General features: G+C 72.3%; 20 protein-coding genes. 6 read left to right on the top strand and 14 right to left on the bottom strand.

The genetic code is table 11. The annotated features are described in order from the left end of the window. Positions 1–63 (bottom strand): serine dehydratase beta chain (locus tag V6U82_RS31605; RefSeq protein ID WP_442933455.1); only part of this gene is annotated, 63 nt, incomplete at its 3' end. A 766-nt stretch (positions 64–829) separates the two neighbouring features. Here V6U82_RS31605 and V6U82_RS21935 point away from each other — a divergent pair. Then, the gene (locus V6U82_RS21935) at positions 830–1033 is read left to right on the top strand and encodes a PspC domain-containing protein (RefSeq protein ID WP_013473752.1); all 204 of its coding nucleotides are present in this window, start codon (positions 830–832) and stop codon (positions 1031–1033) included. An 81-nt stretch (positions 1034–1114) separates the two neighbouring features. Here V6U82_RS21935 and V6U82_RS21930 read toward each other — a convergent pair whose 3' ends face one another. The 7 genes from V6U82_RS21930 to pdxH form a co-directional block, all read right to left on the bottom strand. After that, positions 1115–1891, bottom strand: a complete 777-nt coding sequence (locus V6U82_RS21930) for a DUF4230 domain-containing protein (RefSeq protein ID WP_334464067.1) — start codon at positions 1889–1891, stop codon at positions 1115–1117. Positions 1892–2006: 115 nt separating this feature from the next. After that, on the bottom strand, positions 2007–3167 hold the full coding sequence (locus V6U82_RS21925) for an acyl-CoA dehydrogenase family protein (RefSeq protein ID WP_128137362.1): 1161 nt from the start codon (positions 3165–3167) through the stop codon (positions 2007–2009). Positions 3168–3198: 31 nt separating this feature from the next. Continuing rightward, a complete protein-coding gene (locus tag V6U82_RS21920; RefSeq protein ID WP_013283726.1) occupies positions 3199–3504 on the bottom strand; it encodes a type II toxin-antitoxin system VapB family antitoxin in 306 nt (101 codons plus the stop codon). Positions 3505–3557: 53 nt separating this feature from the next. Next, the gene (locus V6U82_RS21915; protein ID WP_128137361.1) at positions 3558–4160 is read right to left on the bottom strand and encodes a nitroreductase family protein; all 603 of its coding nucleotides are present in this window, start codon (positions 4158–4160) and stop codon (positions 3558–3560) included. A gap of 2 nt (positions 4161–4162) precedes the next feature. After that, entirely contained in the window at positions 4163–5089 is a 927-nt protein-coding gene (locus V6U82_RS21910) for an aldose 1-epimerase family protein (protein ID WP_121685969.1), read from the bottom strand. Positions 5090–5105: 16 nt separating this feature from the next. Next, the gene (locus tag V6U82_RS21905; protein WP_334464063.1) at positions 5106–6398 is read right to left on the bottom strand and encodes an MFS transporter; all 1293 of its coding nucleotides are present in this window, start codon (positions 6396–6398) and stop codon (positions 5106–5108) included. Beyond that, complete coding sequence (pdxH, locus tag V6U82_RS21900) at positions 6395–7024, bottom strand: pyridoxamine 5'-phosphate oxidase (RefSeq protein ID WP_334464079.1); 630 nt, start codon at positions 7022–7024, stop codon at positions 6395–6397. The genes V6U82_RS21905 and pdxH overlap by 4 nt, the downstream gene beginning before the upstream one ends. A gap of 273 nt (positions 7025–7297) precedes the next feature. Here pdxH and V6U82_RS21895 point away from each other — a divergent pair, with 273 nt between their 5' ends. The 4 genes from V6U82_RS21895 to V6U82_RS21880 all read left to right on the top strand — a co-directional run bounded on the left by V6U82_RS21895 (position 7298) and on the right by V6U82_RS21880 (position 12113). Further along, positions 7298–8404 (top strand): citrate synthase 2, encoded by a 1107-nt coding sequence (locus tag V6U82_RS21895; RefSeq protein WP_013283721.1) that lies wholly within the window; start codon positions 7298–7300, stop codon positions 8402–8404. A 251-nt stretch (positions 8405–8655) separates the two neighbouring features. Next, complete coding sequence (gene serC, locus V6U82_RS21890; RefSeq protein WP_121685966.1) at positions 8656–9783, top strand: phosphoserine transaminase; 1128 nt, start codon at positions 8656–8658, stop codon at positions 9781–9783. 191 nt (positions 9784–9974) lie between these two features. Next, positions 9975–11063 (top strand): septation protein SepH, encoded by a 1089-nt coding sequence (gene sepH, locus V6U82_RS21885; protein WP_334464059.1) that lies wholly within the window; start codon positions 9975–9977, stop codon positions 11061–11063. A 63-nt stretch (positions 11064–11126) separates the two neighbouring features. Further along, entirely contained in the window at positions 11127–12113 is a 987-nt protein-coding gene (locus V6U82_RS21880; protein WP_128137359.1) for an aldo/keto reductase, read from the top strand. Between the two features lie 207 nt (positions 12114–12320). On the opposite strand, the gene thpR is transcribed toward V6U82_RS21880, so the two are convergent. From thpR to V6U82_RS21855, 5 genes are all read right to left on the bottom strand, one after another. Beyond that, a complete protein-coding gene (thpR, locus tag V6U82_RS21875) occupies positions 12321–12872 on the bottom strand; it encodes an RNA 2',3'-cyclic phosphodiesterase (RefSeq protein WP_334464055.1) in 552 nt (183 codons plus the stop codon). Positions 12873–12876: 4 nt separating this feature from the next. Next, on the bottom strand, positions 12877–13386 hold the full coding sequence (locus tag V6U82_RS21870) for a hypothetical protein (RefSeq protein ID WP_334464053.1): 510 nt from the start codon (positions 13384–13386) through the stop codon (positions 12877–12879). Positions 13387–13461: 75 nt separating this feature from the next. Next, a complete protein-coding gene (locus tag V6U82_RS21865; protein ID WP_128138002.1) occupies positions 13462–14748 on the bottom strand; it encodes an MFS transporter in 1287 nt (428 codons plus the stop codon). A 68-nt stretch (positions 14749–14816) separates the two neighbouring features. Next, positions 14817–15266, bottom strand: a complete 450-nt coding sequence (locus V6U82_RS21860) for a MarR family winged helix-turn-helix transcriptional regulator (RefSeq protein ID WP_030274920.1) — start codon at positions 15264–15266, stop codon at positions 14817–14819. 61 nt (positions 15267–15327) lie between these two features. Beyond that, the gene (locus V6U82_RS21855; protein ID WP_334464044.1) at positions 15328–16809 is read right to left on the bottom strand and encodes an NCS2 family permease; all 1482 of its coding nucleotides are present in this window, start codon (positions 16807–16809) and stop codon (positions 15328–15330) included. A gap of 94 nt (positions 16810–16903) precedes the next feature. Here V6U82_RS21855 and V6U82_RS21850 point away from each other — a divergent pair, with 94 nt between their 5' ends. Beyond that, positions 16904–17167 carry a DUF2530 domain-containing protein gene (locus V6U82_RS21850; protein WP_047892542.1) on the top strand — a complete coding sequence of 88 codons (264 nt, stop codon included), beginning with the start codon at positions 16904–16906 and terminating at the stop codon, positions 17165–17167. 4 nt (positions 17168–17171) lie between these two features. Here V6U82_RS21850 and V6U82_RS21845 read toward each other — a convergent pair whose 3' ends face one another. Continuing rightward, positions 17172–18011 (bottom strand): DUF3027 domain-containing protein, encoded by an 840-nt coding sequence (locus V6U82_RS21845; RefSeq protein WP_128138000.1) that lies wholly within the window; start codon positions 18009–18011, stop codon positions 17172–17174. Positions 18012–18025: the final 14 nt, after the last annotated feature.

Raw genomic sequence — 18025 nt, 5'->3', positions numbered from 1 at the left:
CCCGACGGTGTGCGAGCTGGACGGCCCGATACCGACGCTGAAAAGATCGAAAACACTGATCATTGGCTGCTTTCCTCGCCGTCGTCCCCGTTGTGCGGATCCGAACCGGTGCGTGGGTGCCGCGCCCGCCGGGCGGGTAGACGGCCGGCGCCCGGGGTGGGGGCGCCCGACCGGCGAGCCTACCTCGCCCCAGTGAATACCCACCCCCACGTCGCCACATACCCGACCCGGCACGCGGCCGCCCGCCCCCGCGCCCGCCCCGCCCCGCCCCGCCCCGCCGCGTCTCGCCTCCTCTCGCCTCGTCGATCTTGGAGTTGTGGCACCCAGAATGAACGCTTTTGCGGCATACCCGAACCACCACAACTCCAAGATCGCCGCGCCCCCGTCTGAAGCCCTCGGGCAGCGACGAGATCTTGGTACGAAACGGCCCTCATAGGGGCCCTTTCCTACCAAGATCTCCACCGATCCCACTTCACGGAACGCCTGTCCCGCGAGACGGAAGGCGCCCCACCCGGCAGCCCTCGCCGAGCACGCCCCCACCTCACAGATCCCGCGATCTTGCAGTTGTAGCCCTCGATAAGGGTGCGAATCGGGCAGGACATGGGCCGCAACTGCAAGATCGCGGGAGCGGGGCGGGAGCGGGGCGGGAGCGGGGCGGGAGCGGGGCGGGAGCGGGGCGGGAGCGCGGGGGTGCGTTGGTGGGGAGGGTCCGGGGTAAGCACCTACGGGTGCCCGGGTCGCCGATCCTCCTCGGGGCTGAGGGCGCGGCGCGTACCCCTTTCTACCGTGGAATCAGCGCGGCGGATCGCCGCAGAAGTGGGAGACGACGATGAGTCGCAAACTGGTCCGGCCCCGCCAGGGGCGCATGATCGCCGGTGTCTGCGCCGGCCTGGGGCAGCGGTTCGGCATGTCGGCCGGGATGGTCCGGCTGCTGTTCCTGCTGTCGCTGCTGCTGCCCGGCACGCAGGTGATCATCTACCTGATCCTGTGGATCCTGATGCCGAACGAGGACCGCTACCTCGCCACCCGCTGACGCGACACGAGCCGGGACACCGGCACACACGCGACGCGCCCGCCCCGGACCATCGGGGCGGGCGCGCGGCGTACGGAGAGGTCAGGGCGCGGTGTAGGTGACAGTCACCTTCTCGTACCCGAGGGAGCGCAGCAGCCCTTCGAGCATCTTGCGGGTGTTCTCCTCGGCCCGGGCGGTGAGCCCGCTGTCCCGGGCGGCGGCGGTGATCCGGCCCTCGGCGAGCTTGTAGATCTGCTGCTGCCGGTTGGGATCGCCGGCCACCAGGTCGTTGAGCCGGTTGATCAGGCCGCGCTGCTCGGCGAACACGTAGCTCTTGTCCATGTCCAGGTCGGTCTCGCCGAGCTGCGGCGCGGGCAGCTTGATCTCGGCGGACTTGCCGTCCTCGGAGACCACGACGGCACCGTCGGCGATCTTCGTGAAGTCGACGTACGCCTCGACGCGGCCCGCCCCGACGAACAGCGTGCGCTCGTTGAGCAGGAAGTCGGGCACGTTGCGCCTGTCGTTCTGCACGTCGACCACGACCTGGAAGTTGCCCTCGGCGGCGACGTAGCGGCTCAGGTCACGGATCGACTTGAGCAACGGCGGCTGGCTGCGGTCGGTCTGCTCCTTGGCGAACGGGTTGCGGAAGTCGGGCAGCAGACCGGTGGCCTGCACGCCGAGCAGCACCACGACCGCCAGCGCCGCCGCGCCGAGCACCCACAGCAGGCCGCGCACCGGGCCGCTGCCCGACGCCGGGGCACCCGGGGCGTACTCGCGGTCGTGGTCGGGCGAGCCCTCCGCCCGGTCGCGAAGGGACTCGCTGGTGGGGTAGTCCGGGAACTCCCGGGTGGGCTCGTTGATGTCACCGTCGCGGGCCATCGCCCTCACCGTCCTCGTCCGACAGAGTCCTCGTCCGACACATCGACTGACAATGACGGTACGGCCACCGTGCGACAGCCGCGCGCCGAGCGACCCGATCGGGTGAATCCGCAGGTCAGGCGAACGCGGACACGCCCGTCAGCCGCTGGCCGATGACGAGCTGGTGGATCTCGGAGGTGCCCTCGTAGGTGAGCACGCTCTCCAGGTTGTTGGCGTGCCGCATCACCGGGTACTCCCCCGAGACGCCGTTCGCGCCGAGGATCGTGCGGCACTGCCGGGCGATGGCGAGCGCCTCGCGGACGTTGTTCAGCTTGCCCACGCTCACCTGGTGGGGCCGCAGCGAGCCGGCGTCGGCGAGGCGGCCCAGGTGCAGCGCGAGCAGCATCCCCTTGTTCCACTCCACCGCCATGTCGGCGAGCTTGGCCTGGGTGAGCTGGAAACCGGCGAGCGGGCGGCCGAACTGGGTGCGCGTGGTCGCGTACTCCAGGGCCGTCTCCAGGCAGTCGCGGGCCGCGCCGAGCGCGCCCCAGACGATGCCGTGCCGGGCCTCGGTCAGGCACCCCAGCGGCGCCTTCAGCCCGATCGCCTCGGGCAGTCGCGCATCAGCCGGCAGCCGGACGTCGTCGAGCGCGATCTCGCCGGTCAGGGACGCGCGCAGCGACATCTTGTGCCGGATCTCGCGCGCCGTCACCCCCGGCGTGTCCATGGGTACGGCGAAGCCACGCACCCCTTCGTCGGTACGCGCCCAGATCACCCCCACGTCGGCGATCGGCGCGTTGGTGATCCACAGTTTGCTGCCGTTGAGGATCCAGTCGTCGCCGTCGCGGCGGGCCCGGGTGGCCATCGACCCGGGGTCGGAGCCGTGGTCGGGTTCGGTGAGCCCGAAGCAGCCGATCGCCTCGCCGGCCGCCATCGCGGGCAGCCAGCGCTGCTTCTGCTCCTCGCTGCCGAAGCGCCAGATCGCGTACATGGCCAGTGAGCCCTGCACCGAGACCAGCGACCGGACGCCGGAGTCGCCGGCCTCCAGTTCCAGGCAGGCCAGCCCGTACGCGACGGCCGAGGAGCCGGCGCAGCCGTACCCGGTCAGGTGCATGCCGAGCAGGCCGAGCTTGCCGAACTCGCGGGCCAGTTCGCGGGCCGGAACCTGGCCGTCCTCGTACCAGCCGGCGACGTGCGGGCGTACCCGGTCGGCCACGAGCCGGCGCACGACGGCGCGGATCTGCCGCTCCTCCTCGCTGAGCGACGCGTCGATGTCGAGCAGGTCGAGAGGAGTCATGGCGTCACCTTAACCAAGGCTCAGGGAGGCGTCACTCGCCCTGGTCACCGAGCACGAGCACCCGCGCGTGGATCTGGTTGCGCTGCTGGAGCGCCGCGCGCAGCGCCCGGTGCAGGCCGTCCTCCAGGTAGAGGCCGCCGTTCCACTGGACGACGTGCGGAAAGAGGTCGCCGTAGAAGGTGGAGTCCTCCGCGAGCAGCTTGTCCAGCGCGAGTTCGCGCTTGGTGGTGATGAGCTGGTCAAGCCGCAGCGGGCGCGGCGGAATCTCGGCCCACTGCTTCAGCGTGAGGTTGTGCTCCGGGTAGGGACGCCCGTCCCGGACCGCCCTGAAGATCACGGCGTGCTCTCCTCCCCAGGCCAGGCTGACAATGTGGATGTCAGCCTAACCGCTCAGGTCCACCGTCCCCGCCGCACCACATCCTGCACCGGACGCCGCCCCCGGCGCAGCGACGGTGACCGGTGGTCGACGGCTCGGTAACCTACTGTGATCGCACCGATCGGGTGCAGTTCCGGCGGTACCCCGAACGCCTCCCGGTACGCCCCGACGCGCTGCGGCGGGATGCCGAAGAAGCAGGCGCCCAGCCCTTCGTCCACGGCGGTGAGCAGCATCAGCAGGGCCGCGAAACCGGTGTCCACGTACCAGTAGGGCACCGGCCAGCGCTCCTCGGCGCGGTCCGACCAGCCCTTGTCCGCCTCGGCGTAGCGGTCCAGGTAGGCGTCGCGGTTGGCGTGCGGCACCACGATCAGCGGGGCCCGGCGCATTCCGGCCAGCCAGCGTTCCCGGCCGCCGCCACCCGGTGTGGTCGCGGTCCAGAACCGTTCCCGGTCCTCGGGTTCCTCCAGCACCAGGAAGCCCCAGCCCTGGGAGAACCCGGCCGACGGTGCCCGGACGGCGTGGTCGAGCAGCCGGTCCACCACCTCCGGCGGCACCGGCCGGTCGGGGTCGTAGTTGCGCACCATCCGGCGGCGCCGGACGACCTCGGCGAACTCCACGCTCAGACCTCCGGGCGGACGCCCCAGGCGCCCCGCCAGGTCTGCCCCGGCTCCAGCATGATCAGATCCTTGCCGGAGCGGAACGCGTCGGGCGGGCAGGTCATCGGCTCCACCGCCACGGACCGGCGGTGCCGTTCCCCGCCGAGCGTGTCGCCGGTGAACACCTGCCACCAGCCGAACTCGCGGTCCGCCCAGATCCGCAGCCCGGACGAGCCGTCCGGCGCGCTGAGCACCACCGCCGAGCCGCCGTCGGCGTCCCGCTCGACGTCACCGAACGCGGTGTCGAGCACCAGGTCGCCGATCGGGCGCGGGCTGGTGAAGTCGAACTCGGAGCCGGTCACCTCGGCGGCGGCGACCGGCAGCAGGCGGCTGTCCACCAGCACCCGCCGCCGGGCCGGCAGGTGCAGCCGCAGCTCGTCCACGCCGACCTTCGGCAGTTGCAGGTAGGGGTGCACGGAGAAGCCGAACGGCGCCGGCTCGTCGGAGAGGTTCGTCGCCTCGTGCTCGGCCCGCAGGCCGTCCGGGCCGACGCTCCACCGGGCCCGCAGCCGCAGCGCCCACGGGTAGCCGGGGCTCGGCGGCAGGTCGTAGCCGATGGTCACGCTGTCCGCCGACTGCTCGATCGGCTGCCACCGCACCCAGTTCACCAGGCCGTGCAGGGCGTTGTGCCGCTCCGGCTCGGTGAGGTCGAGCTGCAACGACCGCTCCCCGACCGTGTAGACGCCGTCCCGGATGCGGTTCGGCCAGGGCGCCAGCACCTGCCCGGCCGAGCCGGGGCAGACCTCGTCCTCGGCGTACCCGTCGAGGTGGTCCACGCCGTCGTAGCGGTAGGCCCGCAGCCCGCCGCCCACCTCGACCACGACGGCCTCGTGGCCGTCGGCCGCGATGGTCCACTGTGTACCGGAAGGCGGCTGCACGTCGATCCCCATGTCGGCGACCCTACCGTCAGCGGCGCTCCTCGGCGGGGGTGGTCGAGCGATAGCGCAGCAGCGCCGGGAACGCCACCACCAGCACCACCGCGAGTACGGCGGCGGCCAGGCCGCCACCGACCATGGCGAAGCCGGTGCCGAAACCGGCGGCCGTCGCGCCGGCGCGCAGATCGCCCAGGCGCGGGCCACCGGCCACCACCACCGTGTTCACGCCCTGGAGGCGGCCACGCATCCGGTCCGGCGCGTAGACCAGCAGCATCGACTGGCGCAGCGTGGCGCTGACCAGGTCGGCGGCGCCGGCGACGCCCAGCAGCACCACTGCCACCCACAACTGCCCGGCCAGCCCGGCGAGCGCGATCGCCACGCCCCAGCCGACCACCGCCACGGTGAGCGCGAGGCCCTGGCGGCGGACCCGGCCGATCCACCCGGAGGTCAGGCCGCCCAGCATCGCGCCGATGGCGATGGAGCTGTAGAGCCAGCCCACCGCCGAGGCGCCGCCGAAGCGTTCCTGCGCCAGCTCCGGGAACAGCGCCCGCGGCATGGCCAGGATCATCGCGATCAGGTCGATGGCGAAGGAGAGCAGCAGCACCCGCGTGGTCGCCAGATAGCGGAAGCCGTCGACGATGCTGGCGAACCCGGCCTTGCGGACGCCGCCGTCCGGGTCCGGCGCGGGCGGCATCGCGGGCAGGCGCAGCGTGGCCCAGAGCGACGCGGTGAACAGCAGCGCGTCCGCCGCGTACGCGATGGGCAGCGCCACCCCGACCTGCCAGGCGGCGAAGATCAGACCCGCGGCGAGCGGGCCGAAGACGGCGGCGGCGGTGAACGTGGTGAAGTTCAGCGTGGTGGCCGCCGGGACCAGCTCGGCCGGCACGAGCCGGGGCAGGATCGCGCTGCGGGCCGGTGAGGTGATCGCGAAGGCCGTCGACTGGAGGCCGACCAGCAGCAGGAGCAGCAGCGGGCTGCGCGCGCCGGCCAGCGACTGCACCAGCAGCCCGAGCGTCGAGGCCCAGAGCACGCAGCCGCCGACGAGCAGCACCCGGCGGCGGTCCCGGGCGTCGGCGACCGCGCCGCCCCACAGCCCGAAGATCAGCAGCGGTACGAAGCCGGCGATGCCGAGCAGGCCGACCCAGAACGAGCCGCCGGTCAGGTCGAACATCTCGACCGGCACCGCCACGGCGGTGAACTGGAAGCCGAACATGGCGATCGCGTTGCCGGTCCAGACCCGCCGGTACGCGGGCACCCGCAGCGGGCGCAGGTCGATCGCCCAGCGGCTCGCGCCCCGCCGCCGGGCCGACGTGACGTCGGTCACGGCGCGAGCCGCTCGACGACGAACACCCCGTCCCCGGTACGCCGGAAGCGCAGCCGGTCGTGCAGCCGGCTGGCCCGGCCCTGCCAGAACTCGACAGTCTCCGGACGGACCCGGAACCCGCCCCAGTACGGCGGCGCGGGGATCGGGTCCACGTCGGCGAACCGCTCGGCCGCCGCCCGGTACGCCGCGTCGAGCGCGGCCCGGTCCGGCACCACCGTCGACTGGGCGCTGGCCCACGCCCCGAGCTGCGAGCCGCGCGGCCGGCCGGCGAAGTACGCCTCGGTCTCGGCGCGGCCCACCTGCTCGACCCGGCCGGTCACGATCACCTGCCGCTGCATCGGGAACCAGGGGAACACCAGGCTGGCCCACGGGTTCCCGGCCACCTCGGTGCCCTTGCGCGAGCCGTGGTTGGTGTAGAAGACGAAGCCCTCCGGGTCGTACCCCTTGAGCAGCACGGTGCGCCCGCTGGGCCGGCCCCGGTCGTCGGCGGTGCCGAGCACCATCGCGTTCGGCTCCGGCAGCGGATGGGCCACCGCGTCGGCGAACCAGCGGGCGAACTGGGTGTGCCAGTCCGGCGCCAGATCCGTCTCGGTCAGGCCCAGGTCGGCGGCGTACTCGTTACGCATACCGGCCGGGGCGGGTGTGTCGCCTGTCACTGTGGTAGTCCCTCTCCCGGGCGTGCCGGCGTCCCCCGACGCTGGCCAGGCCCCGGTACCCAGTCTTCTCCCTCTCTCACCGACGTCCAGCGGCGGGGATGTCGCGTGGCGCACAGTGGCTGTGGGTCGCGCAGCTTGTTACCCAGCGGGCAAGATGTTCCGAACCACATCCCTGAAGGGTCGCCTGAGCTGCGGGGCTCGATCAGCCCGCCCGGGCGCGCCGAGCCGAAGCCAGGAGACGACATGTCCGATTTCAAACCGGGCCTGGAGGGCGTCGTAGCCTTCGAGACCGAGATCGCCGAACCCGACCGCGCGGGGGGTTCACTGCGCTACCGGGGCGTGGACATCGAGGACCTGATCGGCCAGGTCTCGTTCGGCAACGTCTGGGCGCTGCTGGTGGACGGCCGGTTCGGCCCGGGCCTGCCGCCGGCCGAGCCGTTCCCGGTGCCGGTGCACTCCGGTGACATCCGCGTCGACGTGCAGTCCGCGGTCGCCATGCTGGCCCCGTACTGGGGGCTCAACCAGCTTCTCGACATCTCCGACGAGCAGGCCCGAGAGGACCTGGCCCGGGTGTCGGTCACCGCGCTGTCCTTCGTCGCCCAGTCGGCGCGCGGCCTGGGCCTGCCGGCCGTGCCGCAGAAGGAGATCGACAAGGCGGAGACCATCGTCGAGCGGTTCATGAAGCGCTGGCGGGGTGAGCCCGACCCGCGGCACGTCAAGGCCGTCGACGCGTACTTCATCTCGGCCGCCGAGCACGGCCTGAACGCCTCCACCTTCACCGCCCGGATCGTCGCCTCCACCGGCGCGGACGCCGCGGCCTGCATCTCCTCCGGAATCGGCGCGCTCTCCGGCCCGCTGCACGGCGGCGCCCCGTCCCGGGTGCTCAGCATGCTGGAGGCGGTCGAGCGCAGCGGCGACGCCGACGGGTACGTCAAGGGCGTCCTGGACCGGGGCGAGCGCCTGATGGGCTTCGGCCACCGGGTCTACCGGGCCGAGGACCCGCGCGCCCGCGTGCTGCGGCGTACCGCCAAGGAGCTGGGCGCGCCGCGCTTCGAGGTCGCCGAGGCGCTGGAGAAGGCCGCGCTGGCCGAACTCCAGGCCCGCCGTCCGGACCGCGTCCTCGCTACCAACGTCGAGTTCTGGTCGGCCGTGGTGCTGGACTTCGCCGAGGTGCCGGCGCACATGTTCACCTCGATGTTCACCTGCGCCCGGATGGGCGGCTGGTCCGCGCACATCCTGGAGCAGAAGAAGCTCCAGCGGCTGGTCCGGCCGTCGGCCACGTACGTCGGCCACGGCCCGCGCAAGCCCCAGCAGGTCGAGGGCTGGGACGCCATCCCGCACGGCGTCTGACGTCTCGCTCGGGCCCCGCTCCCACCCTCGGTGGAGCGGGGCTCCGGCATTTCCGGGACCGGCACGCCGCGCGTGTGGCGGACGCCTCACCGACCGGGGTGGGACAGCCCGCCGGACGCGCCCGGGCAGGTGCGAGGATGGCCGTGGCAGTGTCGCCGGAACGGGCTCGGACGCCGCCCGCCGCCACGCGGCAGGACATCGTCCGCGCCTGCCAGCTCACCTCTCGCCCATGCGGAAGGATCTTCAAGACCGTGGCTGACGCACCGACCATCCGGATTCCCGACGAGATCAGGCCCGCCGACGGACGATTCGGCTGCGGCCCGTCCAAGGTCCGTCCGGCCGCGGTCTCCGCCCTCTCCGACGTCGCCACCAGCTACCTGGGCACGTCGCACCGGCAGAAGACGGTCCGCGACCAGGTGGCCCGGCTGCGCCGCGGCCTGGCCGAGTTCTTCTCCCTGCCCGAGGGGTACGAGGTGGTGCTCGGCAACGGCGGCACCACCGCGTTCTGGGAGGTCGCCACGTTCGGCCTGATCCGTGACCGGGCCCAGTTCGCCAGCTTCGGCGAGTTCGGCGCCAAGTTCGCCAAGTCGGTCAAGGACGCGCCGTTCCTGGGTGAGCCGACCGTCCGCAAGTCCGACGCGGGCAGCGCCCCGGCGCTCGTGGCCGAGGCCGGCGTGGACGTCTACGCCACCCCGCACAACGAGACCTCCACCGGCGTCGCGGTGCCGATCAGCCGGGTCGCGGGCGCCGACGAGGGCTCGCTGCTGCTGGTCGACGCCACCTCCGGCGCGGGCGGGCTGGACGTGGACGTCGCCCAGACCGACGTCTACTACTTCGCCCCGCAGAAGTGCTTCGGCTCCGACGGCGGGCTCTGGCTGGCCCTGATGTCGCCGGCCGCGCTGGCCCGGGCCACCGAGGTCAAGGAGTCGGGCCGCTACATCCCGGCCTTCCTCGACCTGGTCACCGCGATCGACAACTCGCGGCTGGAGCAGACGTACAACACCCCGGCGCTGGCGACCATCTTCCTGGCCGCGGAGCAGACCGACTGGATGAACTCCCAGGGCGGGCTGGCCTGGGCGGCCAAGCGCACCGCCGAGAGCGCCGGCATCGTGTACGGCTGGGCCGAGCGCTCGTCGTTCGCCACGCCGTTCGTGTCCGACCCGGCGCTGCGGTCCAACGTGGTCGCCACCGTCGACTTCGCCGACGGGGTGGACGCGACGGCGATCGCCAAGGCGCTGCGCGCCAACGGCATCGTCGACACCGAGCCGTACCGCAAGCTGGGCCGCAACCAGCTTCGGGTGGCGCTGTTCCCGGCCGTCGAGCCGGCCGACGTCGAGGCGCTCACCGCGTCCATCGACTACGTGGTCGAGCGACTCTGACCACTTGGTCACGGTGCGTGGCCGTCGGGGCTCCGGCGGCCACCCACCGTGATCATTACCGCAGCTCAGTCACGACATGCCGGGGTGTCGCAGTCCCCATCGGCGGGTAGATGAGCGTACGGTGGTGCGAGACGCCCGGGTGGCCGGCTCCCGTGGCGTGACGGCCAGCGAAGCGGGACGGAGGCAAGCCCATGCGCCCAGTACGCTTCGTCGCCCTCTCCGAGGACGGCCAGGCCCTGGTGCTCGCCGACGAGGTGGGGCGCCTGCTGGCGCTGCCCATCGACGAACGGATCGCGTCGGCGCTGCACGCCGAGCCGGGCGCCCCGCCGCTCGCGGTGGTGCCGAGCGCCACCGACCCGACGCCGTCGCTGTCCCCACGGGACATCCAGGCCCGGATCCGGTCCGGCGAGTCCGCGGAGGACGTCGCCCGCATCGCCGGTGTGCCCGTCGACCGGGTGCTGCGCTACGCCGGCCCGGTGCTCCAGGAGCGGGCCATGCTCGCCCAGCACGCCCGCCGCACCCGGCTCAAGGGCGCGGAGAAGCCGACCCCGCTGGCCGAGGTCGTCAACGGCCGGCTGGCCCAGCACGGCATCGACACCGAGAAGATCTCGTGGGACGCCTACCGCCGCGACGACGGCACCTGGCGGATCATCGCGACCTGGCCGTCCGGCAAGGCCACCGCGCAGGCGGTGTGGGATCTGGACAAGACCCGGCAGCACGTCGCCCCGCACGACGACATGGCGCAATACCTGTGCGCCGAGCGGCCCACGCCGATCCTCGGCCAGGAGCCGGCTCCGGAGCGGGGCGGTCACGCGCTGCCCGGCCCGTCGCGCGGTGAGCCGAGCCGGGGTGGGCACGGCCTGCCGGCCGCCTCCGACCACGCCCGTCCGGGGCGTGACCCGATCCGCGCCGGCCGGGACGCGCTGCTCGCCTCGCTGGACCGTCCGCTCGGCGGCACGTCCGGGCGGGGTCTCGACACCCGCTCCCCAGCCGCGCTGGCCGGTCAGGAGGCGCCCCGTCAGCGGGCCGTCGCCGGTGGTGCCGCCGCGCTGCTCGGTGGTGGGCAGGGTTCGGCCTTCGACGACGACTCGGACGCGCCGAAGGAGATCCCCGCCGTACCCTCGCTCGCCGTGCTGCGGCCCCGCCGCACCGGCGCCGCGACGGCGACCGGCGGTGCGGCCGCCGAGTCCACCGAGGCCGGCGGCAAGCCGCGCAAGCGGCTGCCGAGCTGGGACGACGTGCTGTTCGGCACCGGCCCGGCGGCCCGCGAATCATCCTGATCCATCGCTCCACCCTGGCTCGTTGAGAGGGCACTCGAAGTGCCGGCGTGCCAGGGTGGAGTCATGGAGTACACGAACCTGGGACGCACCGGTCTGTCCGTGAGCCGCCTCTGCCTCGGCACGATGAACTTCGGTCCGCAGACCGACGAGCCGGACAGCTTCGCCATCATGGACCGGGCGCTCGAACACGGGATCAACTTCTTCGACACCGCGAACGTCTACGGCTGGAAGCTCGGTGAGGGCGTCACCGAGCAGATCGTCGGCCGCTGGTTCGCGCAGGGCGGCGGGCGCCGCGACAAGGTCGTCCTCGCCACCAAGGTGTACGGCAAGATGGGCGAGTGGCCCAACGAACAGGGCCTGAGCGCCCGGCACATCATCCGGGCCTGTGAGGACTCGCTGCGCCGGCTCCAGACCGACACGATCGACCTCTACCAGATGCACCACATCTCCCGGACCACGCCGTGGGAGGAGATCTGGCAGGCGATGGAGACGCTCGTCGCCCAGGGCAAGGTGCTCTACGTCGGCTCGTCCAACTTCGCCGGCTGGCACATCGCGCAGGCGCAGGCCGCGGCCGGCAAGCGCAACTTCCTCGGCCTCGTCTCCGAGCAGTGCATCTACAACCTGCTGACCCGGTACGTCGAACTGGAGGTCGTGCCGGCCGCCCAGCACTACGGGCTGGGCATCATTCCCTGGTCGCCGCTGCACGGCGGGCTGCTCTCCGGCATCATCCGCAAGATGGCCGACGGCAGCGCGGCGCGCGGCACCACCGGCCGCTCGGCGGACGCCCTGGCCGAGCACCGGAACACCATCGAGGCGTACGAGAAGCTCTGCGCCGACCTGGGTCACGACCCGGCGGATGTGGCGCTGGCGTGGCTGCTGTCCCGGCCGGGCGTGACCGCCCCGATCGTCGGCCCCCGCACGATGGATCAGCTGGACCGCAACCTGGGCGCCCTCGACGTCCACCTGGACGAGCCCACCCTCACGCGCCTGGACGAGCTGTTCCCGCCCGTGGGCAACGGCGGCCCCGGCCCCGAGGCCTGGGCCTGGTAACCCCCGCCCTGCCCGGCCCCTCGCCCCCACCCCCACCCTCGCCCCCACCCCCGCGCCCGCGCCCGCGCCCGCGATCTTGCAGTTTGCGCCTCGGCTCTAGGCGGTTTTGGGCTTTTCGCCCGGGCCGAAACTGCAAGATCGCGGGCGAGGGGGCGCGGGGGCGAGGGGGCGCGAGGGCGCGGGTGAGGGCGGAGGGCGGAGGGGCGGCTAGAGGGGCCAGGTGGTGAGTCGGGTGTGGCGGGTGGGTGGGCCTGGATTGCTGTGGACCAGGGTCAGGCGGTCGGCGGGCCACTCCGGGCCGGTGTAGTCGCCCAGGGTCGCCAGGTCGGCGCGGAGGTCGGCCTCGGGCACCCGGTCACCGGGACGGGCGATGGTCAGGTGTGGCCGGAACGGCTTGTCGTCGCAGGGCAGCCCGGCCCCGCGCAGCCGGTCGCGGATCGACCGGGCGAGCGCGTCGAGCGCGTCGACCTCGCCGCGGACGTCGACCCAGAGCACGGTGGACCGGCCCTGACCGAAACTGCCGCCACCGGCGAGGCGCAGTCGCGGGGAACGAGCCGGCCGGGCGGCCGAGGCGAGCGCCCGCTCCACATCGGGCAGCCGGACGTCCGGCACCTCGCCGAGGAAGGCGAGCGTGAGGTGCAGGTTCGCCGGGTCGGCGAGCCGGGCGTGGCGGGCGGACGCGACCCGCAGGCCCTTGATCCGGGCGGTCAGGTCCGCGACGGCCACGGCAGGCGGGTAGATCGCCGCGAAGAGACGCACCCGGTCAGCGGTGCCGCTGGTGGTGCGCGGCGCGGGCGGCCGGCAGCGTCAGCCCGGCGGCGTGCAGCAGCCCTTCGACGCGTACCCGTTCGATCTCCCGGTCGACGCCGTCCAGTTCGGCCAGGTGCTCGGCGATGCCGAGCGCGTGGCAGGCGGCGCGCAGCCGTTCGTCGTACGCCTCGATGACGGCGCCGTGCCACACCACGCTGCGGTCGGCGGCGGCGAGCCGGTGGCCGCCGAGCCGACGCAGGTCGGTGGCGAGTTGTTCCAGCGGACGGCGGCCGTCCTTGTCGAACTCGGTGAGGTCGATGTCGCGGGTCAGCGCCTCGGCCTCGATGGCCCGGTCGAGTCGCGCGATGGTACGGCGTTCCCGGCGCTGCTCCCGCCACTCGGCCCATCCGCAGGCGACCCGATCGATGATCTCGTCGGCGCAGAACAGCAGCGCGAACAGGACAGGCAGGCAGCAGACGGCGAGGATCGCCAGCGCCAGCAGCAGCCCCTGCCCCACTTCCACACATCGACGCTAAGCCCTGCCGCACCGGCCCGCCACCCGTTTGGGTAATCGGGCCGGTACGACCGGCTATCGGGGCTACTTGGCTCCGGGCGACACCACGTAGAAGCGGGGCATCGGCAGCACCCGCATCCGCAGCCGGGCGCCGGAGCGGCGCAGCTGCCAGGCGAGCGCCAGCAGCGCGGCGGTGAGCGAGATCAGGCCGCCGGCCCAGATGCTCGCGCCCGCGCCGTACGTCTCGGCGACCCAGCCGATCAGCGGCGCGCCGACCGGGTTGGTGCCCAGGAACACCAGCACCCACAGCGCCATCACCCGTCCCCGGAAGGACGCGTCGACACCGAGCTGCACGCGCTGGTTGGCGGCCTGGGCGAAGTAGATCATGAAGAACCCGGCGGGCAGCAGCAGCGTCACGACCAGCCAGTACGCCGGGGCGAGCCCGACCAGCGTGCCGAAGACGGCGCAGCCGATCGCGGCGCCGAGCACGAGCCAGACCGAGGGCCGGCTGCGCCGTCCGGTGCCGGCCAGCGCACCGACCAGCGCACCGACCGCGAGGGCGGTGCTGAACAGGCCGAACGAGGCGGCGCCGGTGTTGAACACGGTCTTCGCGAGCGCGGCGAGGGTGAGCTGGAAGTTGAACAGGCTCATCCCGATCACCGACATGAGAACCATCGGCAGCAGGATGTCGGGCCGCCGCGCCACGTACCGGAGGCCGTCGACCACCCGGGCCTGGTCCCGCTCGCCGACCGGCGGCAGTTCCTTGCGGTGCAGCTCGTCGGTGCGCATCCGGACCACGTTGACCAGCGGGGCGATCGAGCTGAGCGCGGTGACCAGGAAGACCGGGCCGACGTCGACGACGGCGATGGCGAGGCCGGCGACGGCCGGGCCGACGATCCGGGCGGAGTTGAACACGGCCGCGTTGAGCGAGAGCGCGTTCGGCAGCAGCGGCATGCCGACCAGTTCGGAGACGAACGCCTGCCGGACCGGTGTCTCGACCGCGTTGGAGACGCCGAGCAGGGCGGCGAACGTGAAGACGTGCCAGAGCTGCACCAGGCCGGTGAGGACCAGGATGCTCATGGCCAGCGCGAGCACGGTCCAGAACGCGTTGGCGACGAAGAGCAGCATCCGCTTGTCGTAGCGGTCGGCGAGCCGGCCGGACAGCAGCGTGAGCAGGAGTACGGGGGTGAACTGCAACGCGGTGACCACGCCGAGCGCGGTCGCGGAGTTGTCGCTGAGCTCGAGGACGAGCCAGTCCTGGGCGATGAACATCATCCAGACACCGATCAGTTTGATCAGCTGTCCGGTGGCGAAGAGCCGGTAGTTACGGACTCGTAGGGACTGGAACATCGTGCTCAGCTTGGCCTGCACTCTAGGTGCGCCTCCTCGCGTCGGTACGCTTCATCCACAACTGACGAAGCGAACCGCGGGCGGCGGTGTCAGGCGCGAGCGATGCCCTGGAGGATGTCCGCGGCCCGCCGTAGCGTTTCGCGTTCGTCCTCGGTCAGCGCGGCCAGCCGGGTGGCCAGCCACTCGTTACGGGCCCGCTCGAACTGGTCGAGTACGGCCCTTCCCCCTTCGGTCGCCGCCAGGATGACCTGCCGTCCGTCGGTCGGATGGGGAGTGCGCTGCACGAGGCCGCGCTCCTCCAACTTCGCGACGATCTTCGTCATCGTGGGCGGCTGCACCCGTTCGACATCAGCCAGTTCCCGCGGCGTGAGGGCGCCCGCCAGATTGAGGCTGGTGAGCGCCGACAGCTGGGTGACCGTGAGGTCGCCGACCGGCCGGGCCTGTCGGACCCGCCGGTTGAGCCGGGTGATCGCATCTCGCAGCTGAGGAGCCAGCTGCGCCGGTGGCACGCGTTTCGCCGTCACCGTCCGCTCCGTCACACTAGTTAGCTTAACTAATGAGCCTGGCTAACGACATGCGTTATGACCAGGCTCACCAGCGTCAGAGCACCACGGACTCGATCGGCCCGCGCAGGAAGTACAGGATGAACAGCGCGGCGACCGCGTACAGGAGCGGGTGGACCTCCCGGGCCTTACCCTTGGCCACCTTCAGCAGCACGAAGCTGATCACGCCGGCCCCGATGCCGTTCGAGATCGAGTAGGTGAACGGCATCAGCGCGATGGTGAGGAACGCCGGGATGGCGATCTCGTAGTCGGTCCAGTCGATCGTGCGGACCGCCGTCATCATCAGGAAGCCGACCACCACCAGCGCCGTCGAGGCGGCCTCGAACGGCACGATCAGCGACAGCGGCGCCAGGAACATGGCGAGCAGGAACAACGCGCCGGTGACCAGGTTGGCCACACCGGTCCGGGCACCCTCCGCGACACCCGCGGCGCTCTCGATGTACGACGTGTTGCTGGACACCGAGGCCGCGCCACCCGCGGCGGCGGCGATCGAGTCGACGAGCAGGATCTCCTTGGCCTTCGGCGGGGTGCCCGTCTCGTCGAGCATGTCCCCTTCCTGGCCGATCGCGACCATCGTGCCCATGGTGTCGAAGAAGTCGGTGATCAGCAGCGTGAAGATGAACATCAGCGGCACCAGCCAGCCGACCCGGCTCCACGAGTTCAGCACGTTGAACTGGCCCAGCAACGACAGGTCGGGCAGGTCCACGATCTGCTTGGGCAACTCGGGCACGTTCAGCGCCCAGCCCTTCGGGTTCGGCTTGCCGTCGACGAACGACGGGCCGACGTTGGCGACCGCCTCGACCACGATGGCCAGCACGGTGGAGGCCAGGATGCCGATCAGGATCGCGCCCCGGACCCGGCGTACCACCAGGACCAGCGTGACCAGCAGGCCGACCACGAAGACGAGCATCGGCCAGCTGACGATCTTGCCGTTGATGCCCAGCCCGACCGGCACGGTGGAGTTCGCCGCGTCCGGCACGCGCCGGACGAAACCGGCGTCGACCAGGCCGATGATGGTCAGGAACAGACCGATACCGACGCCGATCGCGGTCTTGAGCTGCGTCGGCACCGAGCGGAACACCGCGGTACGCAACCCGGTGAGCACCAGGATGCCGATCAGCACACCCTCGATGACCACCAGTCCCATCGCGTCCGCCCAGGTCATCTGCGGCGCGATCTCGTAGGCGACGAGCGCGTTCACGCCCAGGCCGGCCGCGAGCGCGATCGGGAACCGGGCCACCACGCCCATCAGGATGGTCATCAGGCCGGCGACGAGTGCGGTCGCCGCGGCGAGCGCCGGAATGGCCAGCGAACGGCCGTCACCGTCCTTCCCGCTGCCGAGGATCAGCGGGTTCAACACCACGATGTACGCCATCGTGAAGAACGTGGCGAAGCCGCCTCGCAGCTCCCGGCTCAGCGTCGACCCGCGCGCCGAGATCAGGAAGAAGCGGTCGAAGGCGTTTCGTGGATGCGCGGGATCGGGCGGCGTGCCGTCATCCGGCGGCGGAGCAATGGACATCGGTTCCTCATCTAGGTCATCGGCCGGGTTTTGTCGCGCGCATCGTCCCAGATCACCTGGCGGACAGGGAAGAACGATCACGTACGCTGGGCCGGTGTCACAGGAGCAACAGCCGCGGCCGGAGCCGCTCGACCCGCCGATGGTGCCGTTCGCCGTCGCAGGGCTGATCGCCTGGGCGGTGGCCGGCTTGGTGCTACTGGTCTTCTTCCGGGACTGGCTCACCGAATCCGGGCGTCAGAACTGGCTCTGGACCTGCCTGGCCGGTTTCCTGTGGGGCTTTCCCGGCCTCGCGGTGATGATGCGGCACGACGCAAACCGGCGTCGCCGACGCGCGGCTGCCGCGCAGCGACAGCGCTGACCCGTCAGGGGTGGCCGTACGGCTCCGCCGGCTCGGCCGCCTCCACCGAACCCGGGGCCCGGCTCACGGTCATCGCCTCGACCGCGCTGTCGTCGTAGACGGTGGGCAGCTCGTCGACGGGCGTCTCGGCCGACTCGATCATCGTTTCCGAGTGCGCGCCGCACCCGTGGTCGGCGCTCACCACGCGGCCGTCGTCCGGGGCGTAGAAGTTGCCGCAGGCGCCGAACGCCAGGCGCAGCGAACCGGCGAGCGGCAGGTAGAAACCGCAGGTGCCACAGCGGGCGGCGGCCGGCGCGGCGACCGAGATCGCGGCGTCCGGGCCGTGGTCGCCGTCGTACCAGCGCTGGGCGGCCTCGGCGCGGCCCTCCCGGGACAGCACCCGGGGCCGGCCCAGGCCCAGCTCCCAGGCGGTCTCCTCCACTGCGGGGTCGTCGGAGAGCAGGTAGCCGGGGGCCAGCCGCTCGTCGTCGGCCGGGGTGGGCAGCAGGTCACCCGGGCCCAGGTCGCCCGGCTTGAGCCGCTCCTGCCAGGGCAGCCAGCCGGGAGCGAGCAGCGCGTCCGGGCCGGGCAGCAGCACCGTCTCGCAGATGGTGACGTGCCGGCTGCGCGGCACCCGGGTCACCGTGACGGCCCAGCGCCAGCCGCGGTAACCGGCCATCCGGCATTCGAAGTAGTGGGTGACGACCCGGTCGCCCTCGGCGACCGCCTGGAGATGATCGCCGATGTCGGTGGACTCCACCTCGGTGATCGCGTCGCGGGCCACCTCGACGGCGGCGGCGCAGACCTGGTCGAGCCGGGGAGCGCGGGCGGAGGCGGGCCTGGTCACCGGACCATTGTTCCCCATGCCCGTCCACGGGC

This window comes from Micromonospora sp. CPCC 205554 (assembly GCF_036902745.1).
Taxonomy (GTDB): domain Bacteria; phylum Actinomycetota; class Actinomycetes; order Mycobacteriales; family Micromonosporaceae; genus Micromonospora; species Micromonospora tulbaghiae.
Note: the sequence above shows the minus strand (reverse complement) of the source record. Positions and strands in the feature narration are given on the sequence as shown.